This is a genomic window from Pseudonocardia sp. MH-G8 (assembly GCF_002262885.1).
Classification (GTDB): Bacteria; Actinomycetota; Actinomycetes; order Mycobacteriales; family Pseudonocardiaceae; genus Pseudonocardia.
The window spans coordinates 1-10705 of record NZ_NKYF01000058.1; the positions used below are offsets into that span (position 1 = coordinate 1).

Genomic DNA, 10705 nt, shown 5'->3' on the forward strand with positions numbered 1-10705 from the left:
CGACCAGCGCGGCGAGCTCGTCGTAGGACGGACGCTCACCCTCGACCGGCACACCAAGATCATCTCACATGTCGATCAAGCGGCCCCGCCGACCTGACTAGTTACCCGGGTCGATCCATTTCGGCGGGATGAACTCCGGTAACCCGTCACGGATCCGCACCACCCACCCGGAATCGTGGATCAGGCGGTGGTGGACTTTGCACAGACTCACCAGGTTGCCCAGTTCGGTGGGGCCGCCGTGCTCCCACTCCCAGATGTGGTGGATTTCGCACCAAGATGGTGTTCGGTCGCATCCTGGGTGGGCGCATCCGCGGTCGCGGGCGGTGACCGCCCGGCGTAGTCCGTCGGGGATCACCCGGGTGGAACGGCCGACGTCGAGGGGTTGTCCGGCGCCGTTCATGACGATGGGTACGACGGCGGCGTCGCAGGCCAGCATCCGTAGCGAGGTGGGGCTCATGCGGCCGCCGAAGTCGAGCATCGCGGAGCGGGCGCGGGTTTCGAGGTCTTCGAGCCGGATCAGCACGTTCAGGTGCGGCCGCCGCCCGCCGGTGTCGGGGAGGGTGGCGTGGTCGGCGTGGGCGAGCACGAACCCACACGCATCGGCGAGGGCTTCGGCCTGACGCTGCCCGGTCGATCGTTGATCATCGCGGCCGAGGGGCTTGGCTTTGGCGTCGATGACGGTGGCGATCGCGTCGAACATCGCCGCGTCGTCGAATTGACCGCTGATCGTCCCGCCTGACCCGTCGCGACGCTTACGGACTTGCAGCCGGTTGACCGGCTCGGGCGGGTTGTCATCAGGCTCGGGGCCGTCGCCGTCGAGGGCTTCCAGGAGCTGGGTGCCGATCTTGCGTAGCTGCCCGGGCGAGTACTCGGCGGCCATACCGGCCAGCTGCTCTTCCAACCCAGCGCGTTGCCAGTCGGTGATCCGCCCGGCCTCGGGGGTGTTGAGCAGGGCGGCGATGACTTCGACGTGACGCAGCCCGGCGTGTCCGGCCGCGAACACCTTCCCCGTGGCGGGGAGGCGGGCGGGCAGCACGGTGCCGTCGAACCCGATCTGCTCACACGCCTGCTCCGCGGCGACGACCCGGCGGCGCGCTTCGTAGGAGTCGCATCCCAGCAGGTCGGTCAACGCGCCTTCGGGTTTGCGATAGCCGCGTTCGGCGAACGTGCCGCGCCGTTGCAGGGCGGCGGTGGTGGAGACGGTGAGGTAGTCCAGTTGCCGTGACACGCCTTCGGTCACCGACAACACCGAGAGTAGTTCACCGTCGGAGGCCAGAGCGGATTCCGCAGCCGTCCGCAATTCCGAGATCGCCTCGTGGAGGCGTTCGTATGCGGTGGCGACTGCGGACATACCCCGAGTTTACTCGAACAGGTGTTCGATGGCATGGTCCGTTCGGGTGGCCACCGTTTCCAATGGTGAACGTTGCATGGGAAATGGTCGGCGTGGAAGAACAACGAGTGACGTCGCGTCCTGCTGCGCACGTCATCTGTCGGTTGATCAGGTAGCCACTTCCTCGTGGTCGTTCTGGGCTGCGGATCGGGACCACCGCAGGATCTGTAGGGCCCTGGGTGGGGGCGGTTCCGTCCAGGCGGCGCCGATCCCGCCCGCGACACAGCTGTGAGAGCGGGGAGCTGTGCCATACGCTGCGTGTGCGGCGAGGCGGCCACCACCGAGCCGACCCTGCCTTACTCCCGTGTGCCGACCAGCCGCTGCACCTCTGCGGGTGGGAGCGGGTCCGCGTTCAACACGCCGCGGCCGCCCTGCCGGGCGGAGCCGGATCCACACCTTGAACCCGATGAGGAGGGAAGTCCGTGGCCGACCTGCGGGGAAGCTGTGCACCTCGGTTCGACGCGGTCCGCGAGGCACTGCAGCGCAACATCGACTCCGGTGAGGAGCTGGGCGCGTCGCTGGTGCTGGACATCGACGGCGAGCGGGTGATCGACCTGTGGGGCGGCTTCCGCGACCAGGCCCGCACCCTGCTCTGGGACGAGCACACGATCACGAACGTCTGGTCGTCCACCAAGGCCGTCACCGCGCTGGCCGCGCTGGTGCTCGTCGACCGCGGGGAGTTGGACGTGCACGTGCCGGTCGCGCGGTACTGGCCGGAGTTCGGCGCCCACGGCAAACAGGATGTCGAGGTCCGGCACCTGTTGGCGCACACGTCCGGGGTCTCGGGTCTGGAGCAGCCGGCCGTGGTGGAGGACCTCTACGACTGGGACTCCGCCCTGGCCCGCTATGCCGGGCAGGACCCGTGGTGGGAGCCGGGTGCCGCCTCGGGCTACCACGCGTCGAACTACGGGCACCTCATCGGCGAGTTGGTCCGGAGGGTCACCGGGGTCCCGCTGAAGCGGTTCGTGGCCGAGCAGATCGCAGGGCCGCTGGCTGCCGACTTCCAGATCGGCGCGCTCGAGGCGGATCGGCACCGGATCGCGCCGGTCGTCCCGCCGCCCCCGTCCGCGGCCGAGTTGTCCCCGGACAGCGTGGCGGCCAAGACCTTCACCGGCCCGCCGATCAGCGCCGAGCACGCCAACACCCCCGCCTGGCGCCGGGCCGACCTCGGTGGCCTCAACGGGCACGGCAACGCCCGCTCGCTGGCCCGGATCCTGTCCGTCGTGGCGCGTGGCGGCGAGGTGGACGGTGTGCGGCTGCTCCGGCCGCGCACCATCGACCTGATCTTCGACGAGCAGGCCCGAGGAGTGGACCTGGTGCTCGGCGTCCCGCTGCGCTGGGGAATCGGCTTCGGTCTGCCACAACTCGACACCCTGCCCTGGGTCCCCGACGAGCGGATCTGCTTCTGGGGCGGCTGGGGCGGCTCCATGATCGTCATGGACGTGGGCCGACGGATGACGATCTCGTACATGATGAACCGGATGGCGCCCGGCATCATCGGCTCGGAACGCAGCGCCGCCTACGGCCGCGCGATCTACGCCGCGGTCGGGTAGCTGTCCTGCGCCATTCGCCCCAGACCCCTGGCTGCCGCTTCCCGATCAGGCCGCCGGGATGCGTTCGCGGAACCGGGCGGCGCCGATGAGGAGGGTGGGGTCCTCGCTGCGCCGGAACTCCCGCATCGCCGCCTCGGTCAGTTTGATGACGTGCTCGTCGCCGTGCTCGATGGCGCGGGCGGCGAGCTCGTCGACGGGCGGCGCGGCGTCGCCCACGGCGGGGGTGGATTCGGCCGGCAGCCGGGGAGAGGCGAACGCGGCGACGATGCCGCCGACCACCTGCCAGCTCGCCGCGACGCTCGCCTCCTGCAGATGAGCGGGGAGCGCGGGCAGTACGAGCCGTACGGCAGCGGGGGCGGTCACCGCGTGACAGAAGGCGATGGGCATGTCCGAGCGCGCGGCCAGCACCCGCGACGCAGCGCCGACGAGCTCGTCCAAGGCCTGGTCGGGCACGGATGGTGCGTTCCACGCGTCCAGCCCGTCGGCGAGGTGGGGCAGGTGGTGCAGCGACTGCAGTCGGCCGCCGATGCCTGGCCCTTCCGACGGCACCGCCGGGTCGAGGCGGGGGAGGCGGCTGGTGGCGGTCACGGCGTCGAGCGGGCCCTTCGGGCGTGGATCACCCGGCAACGTCTGGTAGCGGGCTGCCCAGAGGGCGAGACCGTGGACGAGCTCGTCGACGAGCAGGGTGTCGGGCTCGTCCCCGGCCGCACGCAGGGACCTGACCGCGTGCGCGGTGCGGATCACGCCGTGGGTGGCGCTGGCCGCCATACCCGGCAGCAGCCGTGGCCACCAGCGGAGCAGCAGGTCGTGCCACGGCAGGTCGCGGGCCTGTCGTCGCAGGTAGGTGGTCCAGTCGCCGGCGAGCCGGACGTCGCCGAGGTGCTCCTGCCAGTCGGTGTCGCTGATCCCCCTGACGACGGCGGGTGCGGGGCCGAGGCGGGGCAGGTAGTGGTCGACCCACCTGGCGACCGCATCCGATCCGCCGAGCCGGATCAGCGCCTCCGCCGCCATCGGGCCGTGGTTCGCCAGGAAGTCGTCGAACTCCGGACCGGTGTCGTGGAGCCGGTCGAGGGCATCGAGCAGGACGTGATCCGTCATCTCGTCAGTCTTCGACCTCGACCCAGGTTCAGGTCAAGCAGCAGTCGAGCGGCATGTGGGCCCGCCGCTCTGCCACGATGCGCGGATGTCCGATCACGTGGTCAGGAGCTTCGATCCCGACGCGCTCTACGCCACCCCGCGGCCACGGGATCTGGGCCGCCCGCAACGGGTGTTCCTGGAGCTGGCCGACCGAGGCGCGATCCGTGGCCAGGTGCTCGACGTGGGCTGCGGCACCGGCGAACTACTGCTCATGTGCGCCGAGCGCGGCCTGGCTGCCACCGGTATCGATCTGGCCGGGTCCGCGCTGGAGGTGGCCAGGGGAAAGGCGCGTGCGCGCGGGCTGAGCGCTCGTTTCCTACGCCACGACGCACTCCGGGTGGCCGATCAGTGATCGTGTGCCCGTCCAACAGGATGGACCGCATCGGCTCACCCGCGACGAGATCACCTCGTGGTTCGCAGACGGGTGGCGGGTGAACTCCATCGAGGCGGCGACCATCGAGGTCACCGACGATCCCGGCGGTCACAGCGCGTGGCTCGTCGACGCTCGGAGAACCTGACCGGGAAAAAGCGTTGGGCCAGCCCGTCACTGCGGGGAATCGTCGATGGCGCGCTCGACCTCGCGGACCACGTCGTCGACGGCGCCAGCGGCAGGGACGACGGCGCCGAGCGCGTCGAGGTTGCGCTGGATCGAGCTCCAGCACTCCTCGACGCGGGCGCCGAGCCGGGCACGTCCTGGTCGGGCCGCTTCGCGAGCGGTCACCACCGACAGCGGCGCCCAGAGGGTCACCACCTGGACCGCGGTGCCGGCCGACACGGATCGGCGGAACGGCTCCAGGTGGTGTTCGCCTTCGAAGACGAAGTCGAACAGGACCAGCTCGAACCCGGCGTCGAGGTAGACGTCGGTCAACGCGCCCGCTGCTCGGAACGCGAGTCCGCGTGGCCGGTGTCGATCACGTGAGACGACGAAGTTCCTGAGCGCGTCGCCCTCGATGCAGACGCCGTTGCGCGAGCGCTCGGCGAGCCGTCGACCGATGGTCGTCTTGCCGACGCCGGCGGGGCCGTTCAACAGCACGACGCGACGAGGAGGCACTACCGCAGCCTCACACGACGGCGCACAGCAGTGGTGCTCCTCATGGTGGGCACGCTCGAACGGTGCTGCTGGCCCTGCCGCTCCGGATGAACCCGCCGAGCACCGTTCGCCTTCACCCCGCATCCTCCTCGACCTGTGACACGACGCGCTGCACCGCCTGGACGGCGACGTCGGGCTGGTCGAGGTAGATGTGGTGGCTGCTCTCGGTGGCGACGCTCAGGGTGCTGCGGCTCGACACCGCGAGCCACTCGTTCTGGCCCTTGGTCCAGATCCGCTCCAGATCCTGCCCGTAGTCGGGGATGGCGGTGAGGAAGTGCGGTCCGTGCTGGATCACCTCCACCGGGATGTCCCCTGCGGAACGGACGTCCCCGTCGGTGACCTCGAGCTTCTCCGGGTTCTGGCCGTCGCCCACCGCGATCATCTGGCCGCGGATCTCGGCCGCGGGTCCGGTGGCGGACTCGGGGATCAGGTTCATCGTGTCCGTGATCGCGTGCGGTGGTGTGGCGTCCAGCAGGACCAGGCCCGCGACCTCGCCCGGGTGGTCGGGGGCGTACCGGGCGGCGATCAGCCCGCCCAGGGAGTGCCCGACGAGGACGACCGGGCTGTTCCCGGCGACCTCGTCGAGGACCCCGGTGAGGACCTCCCCGCTGCTCGCGACGTCCTGCGGCCCGTCCGGCGCGTCGCTCGCGCCTTCGCCCAGCCGGTCGTAGGCGCAGACCTGGTGGTCCTCGCTCAGGGTCTGCTGGATGCCGGCGAGCTTCTCCAGCGGGTCGCCCGCCCCCGCCATCAGGACGATCACCGGCTCGCCCAACGCAGGGCCACCCGAGCAGGACACGTGCACCGACCCGCTGCCGACATCGATCGTCGTCGTGCCGGAGAACGGGTCCCCGTCGGTGGGCCGTGCGGTGGCGCTGAGCGCGTCCGCCTGCGGGGCGTCGTCACAACCGACGAGCACCGCCCCGCCGACGGTGCAGCACAGCGCGATCAGAGCGGACGCCTGGGAAGGGCGGAACACGGTTCCTCCAGCGAGAAGGTGACGAGGTCGGCAACGGCTGCTCCCCGCCGTGGCGGACGTGCTTCGCGTGTTCGCGACGCCCGGCGGATACGACGAAGGCTAGGAGGGTCGGCAGCCCAAGATCAGCCGGGGCGCCCCACGGAACGGTGGGGGGCAGCCCTACCTGATCACGGGAGGGCGGCGCGCATACGTCTCGGTGAGGACAGGCTGCGGAAAACGCTTCCTTGTAGCGTTGTCACCGCATACCGGCAAGTCGCGCAGGGAGGAACCCATGGCACGCATCGGCGTCCAGGCGATGATGCTCAAGGACGCGGTCGCGGAGCTCGGCGCATTCGAGACGCTGCGCCGCGTCGTCGACATCGGCTACCGCGTCGCGGAGGTCTCCCAGATCCCGCTGACGCCGGCCACGGTGGACGAGCTCGTGAAGGCTCGCGACGAGCTCGGCTTCGCCTTCTCGTCCACCTCGGCCGCGCTCGCCCCGGGCGGCGCGAACGACTCGCTCGAGGACTCCTTCGACAAGATCGTCTCCGACGCCCGCAGGCTCGGCGCCGACATGGTGCGCATCGGCATGCTGCCGGTGCCGGCGCTGCGGTCGATGGAGGCCGTGCTCGACTTCTGCGCCCGGGCCGACACCGCGGCCCGCCGCCTCGCCGACGAGGGGATCCGGCTCTACTACCACAACCACCACGTCGAGTTCGCCAAGCACGAGGGGCGCTACCTGCTCGACGTGATCGCGGAGAACTCGCCGAACGTGGGCCTCGAACTCGACGCGCACTGGATCGCCCGCGGCGGTCTCGACCCCGCGCGCGTGATCGATCAGCACGCGGGCCGCGTGCGAATGGTCCACCTCAAGGACTACCGGATCGGCTGGCCCTCCGCTGCGGCGATCGACGCCCACGCGGCGGGCGAGATGGACGCCTGGAAGGCCGCGTGGCTCGGCGTGGTGCAGTTCGCCGAGGTCGGGGAGGGCAACCTCGACTGGAGTTCGATCATCGAGACGTCGCTCCGCTCAGGCGCGGAATACCTGCTCGTCGAGCAGGACGAGCTCTACGGCCGGACCGTGTGGGAGTCGCTGCGGATCTCGCACGACAACTTGCACCGGTACGGCTACGGCGAGCTGTTCTAGCGGGCGGTCATGATTTCGCCGAAGCTCGGGGTGTCCGACATGGTTCAGCGCCTCCGCAGTGACGGGTCGAGCAGCGCGGGTGGGGTGTCGTTCTTCTCGTGCGGGGCCAGGTCGACCCCGGGTGCGACGATGGCGTCGATCGCGTCGAGCACGTCGGCGGAGAGCACGGTGTCCGCGGCGGCGAGTTGCGAGCGCAGGTGCTCCGGCGTGCGGGGGCCGACGAGCGCGCTGGTCACGGCTGGATGCGCGGTCACGAACCCGAGCGCGAGCTGGATCATGGTCAGGTCGGCCTGGTCGGCCACGCCGGCCAACTGCTCGACAGCGTCGAGCTTGGCGCGGTTGGACGCGATGGTGGTGTCGAAGCGCTGCGGCATGAACCCGGACCGGTTCGTGGTGACCGCCCGGCCCTCGCGGATCGCACCCGACAGCCAGCCCGAGGCCAGCGGACTCCAGGCCAGGACGCCGAGACCGTACTCCTCGGCCACAGGCAGGACGTCGGTCTCGATCCTGCGCTGCAGGATCGAGTAGTTGGGCTGCTCGGTCACGTATCGACCCAGCTGCCGGTCGCGGGCGGCCCACTGGGCCTGCACGAGGCGGTAGGCCGGAAAGGTCGAGGTGCCGAAGTAGTGGATCTTCCCCGCCCGCTGCAGGTCGGACAGCGCCGACAGCGTCTCCTCGTCGCTGGCGCTCGGGTCCCACCGGTGGACCTGGTAGAGGTCCACGTGGTCCACGCCGAGCCGACGCAGGCTGCCCTCCAGCGCGGTGACCAGCCAGCGGCGCGAACCGCCCCGATGGTTGCGCTCGTCGTCCATGGGCAGGCTCGCCTTCGTGGCCAGCACGATGTCGTCGCGACGGCCGGCGATGGCCTTGCCGACCATCTCCTCCGACTCGCCGGCGCTGTAGGCGTCGGCGGTGTCGATGAAGTTGACCCCGCCCTCGAGAGCGGCCTCGACGAGAGCGGTGGCCTCGTCCTGGCTCGTGCGCCCGATCTTGCCGAAATTCATCGCGCCGAGCGCGAGGGAGCTGACCTGTACACCGGTGCGGCCCAACGTGCGGTACTGCATGAGCGTGTTCCTCCGTAAGTGGTCCGGGCCGATGCACATGGTCATCATGGGCAAGCGGAACCCTGCTCCGATAACGATACGGAGCAATGTTCCGGTTGGCAAGCTCGGGGCCGCCGACCGTCCGCACGGCATTGACCAGGGGCGGAGTGCGCGATATTTTGCATATCGCACGAGGAGGAGAGCGCATGGTCTGCCGGCACGGGCCCGCGCGCAGCGGCCGCTCAGTCCGCCGGTGCGTACGCGTCCAGGGTCAGCCAGTTCCGCCGGGCCTCCACGGCCGCCGCGTCCGCGTCGCCGGCCGCGGCGAGATCGATGATGCGGGCGTGCTGCGCGACGGAGTCCCGCCCGCGCAACGACGCGAACCGGATACGTTCGACCCGCCTGAGCACCGGGGTGTACTGGTCGAGGACGGAGCGGACGGCGTCGTTCCCGGCCCGGTCGACGGCGACCCGGTGGAAGGCGTCGTCGGCGGCGATCGCGGCGGCCACCTCGCCGGCCCGCAGCGCGGCGTCGAACGCGTCGTTCGCCTCCCGCATCGCCGCCAGGTCCGCACCGGTGAGCAGCGGCACGGCCGTGCGCACGGCGAGCTCGTTCATCGCGGCCGTCACGGCCTGCGCGTCGGCCACGGTGCGGGCGTCGATCGGGCTGACGATCGTGTAGCGCCCGGGCTTCGTGGCGACCAGGCCCGCCGACTCGAGCCGGGCCAGCGCCTCCCGGATCGGTGTGCGGCTGACGCCGAGCCAGCCGGACAGCTCACCGTCGAGCAGCCGCTCGCCGGGCTCGAGGGTGCCCTCGATGATCGCGTCGCGGATGCGCACGAACACGCTGTCGCGCAGCAACTGACGCTGTTCGGACGCGCCCGCCACGGGAACCGGCATACCCCATCATGCCCACACGCCCCACGGAACGAGGAGCAGCATGTCCCTTGACGACTTCGACCGGTACCCGCTGACGTTCGGGCCGAGCCCCGTCCACCGGTTGGAACGGCTGACCCGTCACCTCGGCGGTGCGCAGATCTGGGCCAAGCGCGAGGACTGCAACTCCGGGCTGGCCTTCGGCGGCAACAAGATCCGCAAGTTGGAGTACGTCGTCCCCGATGCGCTCGCCGCGGGCGCGGACACCCTCGTCTCCATCGGCGGTTACCAGTCCAACCACACCCGGCAGGTGGCCGCGGTCGCCGCCCGGCTCGGGATGAAGGCCCGCCTGGTGCAGGAGCGCTGGGTCGACTGGCCCGACGTCGTCAACGACAAGGTCGGCAACATCCTGCTCTCCCGGATCATGGGTGCCGACGTGCGCCTCGACCCGTCCGGCTTCGGCATCGGGATCAAGGACTCGTGGGAGAGCGCGATGGAGGAGGTCCGCGCGGCAGGGGGAGTGCCCTACGGCATCCCGGCCGGTGCCTCCGAGCACCCTCTCGGCGGGCTGGGCTTCGCCCGGTGGGCGCAGGAGGTGGCGCAGCAGGAGCAGGAGCTCGGGGTCTTCTTCGACACGATCGTCGTCTGCACCGTCACCGGCTCGACGCACGCCGGCATGATCGCCGGGTTCGCCGGCCAGGACCGCCCGCGGCGCGTGCTCGGCATCGACGCGTCCGCGACGATCGACCAGACCCGCGCGCAGGTCGCGCGCATCGCCCGGCACACCGCGGACCTCATCGGGCTCGGCCGGGCGCTGCGCGACGACGAGATCAGCGTGCTCGAGGGCTGGGCCGGTGACCTCTACGGCATCCCGGTCGCCTCGACGATCGACGCGATCCGGCTCACCGCCGAGCTCGAGGGGATGATCATCGACCCGGTCTACGAGGGCAAGTCGATGGCCGGGCTGATCGACCTGGTCCGGGCGAACGAGATCCCGCCGGATTCCACCGTGCTCTACGCGCACCTCGGCGGGCAGCCCGCGCTCAACGCGTACGCCGGTGCGTTCGGCTGAGCAGCTGCGGCGAGTGTGATCAGCAGTCGGGTGCACGACGGCCGTATATGAGCGTGTTGCCGAATTGGGGCCCCGGACGCGTGATGGTGATCGCTGCGAGAAGCACCTGACGTCGCCGCGACAGCACCCACGCACTTCTCGGACCGATCACCCGGCCCTGATCGCTCCGACAAGTACGCCACCGTCGCCGCGACAGCACCCACGCACTTCTCGCACCGATCACCCGGCCCTGATCACCCCGACACGTACGCGACCGTCGCAGCACCCGCGCCCAGGTACTGATCAGATCGATCACCGCGGGCCACGTCCGACCGGCAGCGTCGATCACTGGCGGATGGTCGTGGTCGAAGATCGACCGACCACCATGTGCCCGTGATCGACGCAGCGCCCGCGGTACGCGCCCGACCCATCCGGCAACAAGCTCCCCCTGCGGCCATGTCCCG

At 70.6% G+C, this 10705-nt stretch carries 10 protein-coding genes; 4 read left to right on the forward strand and 6 right to left on the reverse strand.

The features are described 5' to 3' along the window. Positions 1-97: 97 nt before the first annotated feature. Positions 98-1351, reverse strand: coding sequence for an HNH endonuclease signature motif containing protein (locus CFP66_RS46700; protein ID WP_094932033.1), 1254 nt, complete (start codon positions 1349-1351; stop codon positions 98-100). 461 nt (positions 1352-1812) lie between these two features. On the opposite strand from CFP66_RS46700, the gene CFP66_RS46705 reads away from it, so the two are divergent. Then, positions 1813-2943 (forward strand): serine hydrolase, encoded by a 1131-nt coding sequence (locus CFP66_RS46705; RefSeq protein WP_094932034.1) that lies wholly within the window; start codon positions 1813-1815, stop codon positions 2941-2943. Between the two features lie 45 nt (positions 2944-2988). Here CFP66_RS46705 and CFP66_RS46710 read toward each other — a convergent pair whose 3' ends face one another. After that, positions 2989-4041 (reverse strand): questin oxidase family protein, encoded by a 1053-nt coding sequence (locus tag CFP66_RS46710; RefSeq protein ID WP_094932035.1) that lies wholly within the window; start codon positions 4039-4041, stop codon positions 2989-2991. Positions 4042-4126: 85 nt separating this feature from the next. On the opposite strand from CFP66_RS46710, the gene CFP66_RS48910 reads away from it, so the two are divergent. Then, positions 4127-4432, forward strand: a complete 306-nt coding sequence (locus CFP66_RS48910; protein ID WP_198962154.1) for a class I SAM-dependent methyltransferase — start codon at positions 4127-4129, stop codon at positions 4430-4432. A 192-nt stretch (positions 4433-4624) separates the two neighbouring features. Here CFP66_RS48910 and CFP66_RS46720 read toward each other — a convergent pair whose 3' ends face one another. Together CFP66_RS46720 and CFP66_RS46725 are read right to left on the reverse strand one after the other, a co-directional pair. Further along, on the reverse strand, positions 4625-5131 hold the full coding sequence (locus tag CFP66_RS46720) for an AAA family ATPase (RefSeq protein ID WP_158228481.1): 507 nt from the start codon (positions 5129-5131) through the stop codon (positions 4625-4627). 112 nt (positions 5132-5243) lie between these two features. Next, entirely contained in the window at positions 5244-6146 is a 903-nt protein-coding gene (locus CFP66_RS46725; protein ID WP_094932037.1) for an alpha/beta fold hydrolase, read from the reverse strand. A gap of 271 nt (positions 6147-6417) precedes the next feature. Between CFP66_RS46725 and CFP66_RS46730 the strand changes: the two genes are divergently transcribed. Then, positions 6418-7272, forward strand: coding sequence for a sugar phosphate isomerase/epimerase (locus tag CFP66_RS46730; RefSeq protein ID WP_094932038.1), 855 nt, complete (start codon positions 6418-6420; stop codon positions 7270-7272). Positions 7273-7316: 44 nt separating this feature from the next. On the opposite strand, the gene CFP66_RS46735 is transcribed toward CFP66_RS46730, so the two are convergent. Both CFP66_RS46735 and CFP66_RS46740 read right to left on the reverse strand, forming a co-directional pair. Continuing rightward, complete coding sequence (locus CFP66_RS46735) at positions 7317-8336, reverse strand: aldo/keto reductase (RefSeq protein ID WP_094932039.1); 1020 nt, start codon at positions 8334-8336, stop codon at positions 7317-7319. 221 nt (positions 8337-8557) lie between these two features. After that, positions 8558-9214 carry a GntR family transcriptional regulator gene (locus CFP66_RS46740; protein ID WP_094932040.1) on the reverse strand — a complete coding sequence of 219 codons (657 nt, stop codon included), beginning with the start codon at positions 9212-9214 and terminating at the stop codon, positions 8558-8560. Positions 9215-9254: 40 nt separating this feature from the next. Here CFP66_RS46740 and CFP66_RS46745 point away from each other — a divergent pair, with 40 nt between their 5' ends. After that, positions 9255-10262 (forward strand): 1-aminocyclopropane-1-carboxylate deaminase, encoded by a 1008-nt coding sequence (locus tag CFP66_RS46745; protein WP_094932041.1) that lies wholly within the window; start codon positions 9255-9257, stop codon positions 10260-10262. Positions 10263-10705 lie beyond the last annotated feature (443 nt).

Coding starts and splice junctions, on each gene's coding strand:
- CFP66_RS46700 (WP_094932033.1), bottom strand. CDS start 1,351: ATGTCCGCAGTCGCCACCGCATACGAACGCCTCCACGAGGCGATCTCG.
- CFP66_RS46730 (WP_094932038.1), top strand. CDS start 6,418: ATGGCACGCATCGGCGTCCAGGCGATGATGCTCAAGGACGCGGTCGCG.
- CFP66_RS46735 (WP_094932039.1), bottom strand. CDS start 8,336: ATGCAGTACCGCACGTTGGGCCGCACCGGTGTACAGGTCAGCTCCCTC.
- CFP66_RS46740 (WP_094932040.1), bottom strand. CDS start 9,214: ATGCCGGTTCCCGTGGCGGGCGCGTCCGAACAGCGTCAGTTGCTGCGC.
- CFP66_RS48910 (WP_198962154.1), top strand. CDS start 4,127: ATGTCCGATCACGTGGTCAGGAGCTTCGATCCCGACGCGCTCTACGCC.
- CFP66_RS46710 (WP_094932035.1), bottom strand. CDS start 4,041: ATGACGGATCACGTCCTGCTCGATGCCCTCGACCGGCTCCACGACACC.
- CFP66_RS46745 (WP_094932041.1), top strand. CDS start 9,255: ATGTCCCTTGACGACTTCGACCGGTACCCGCTGACGTTCGGGCCGAGC.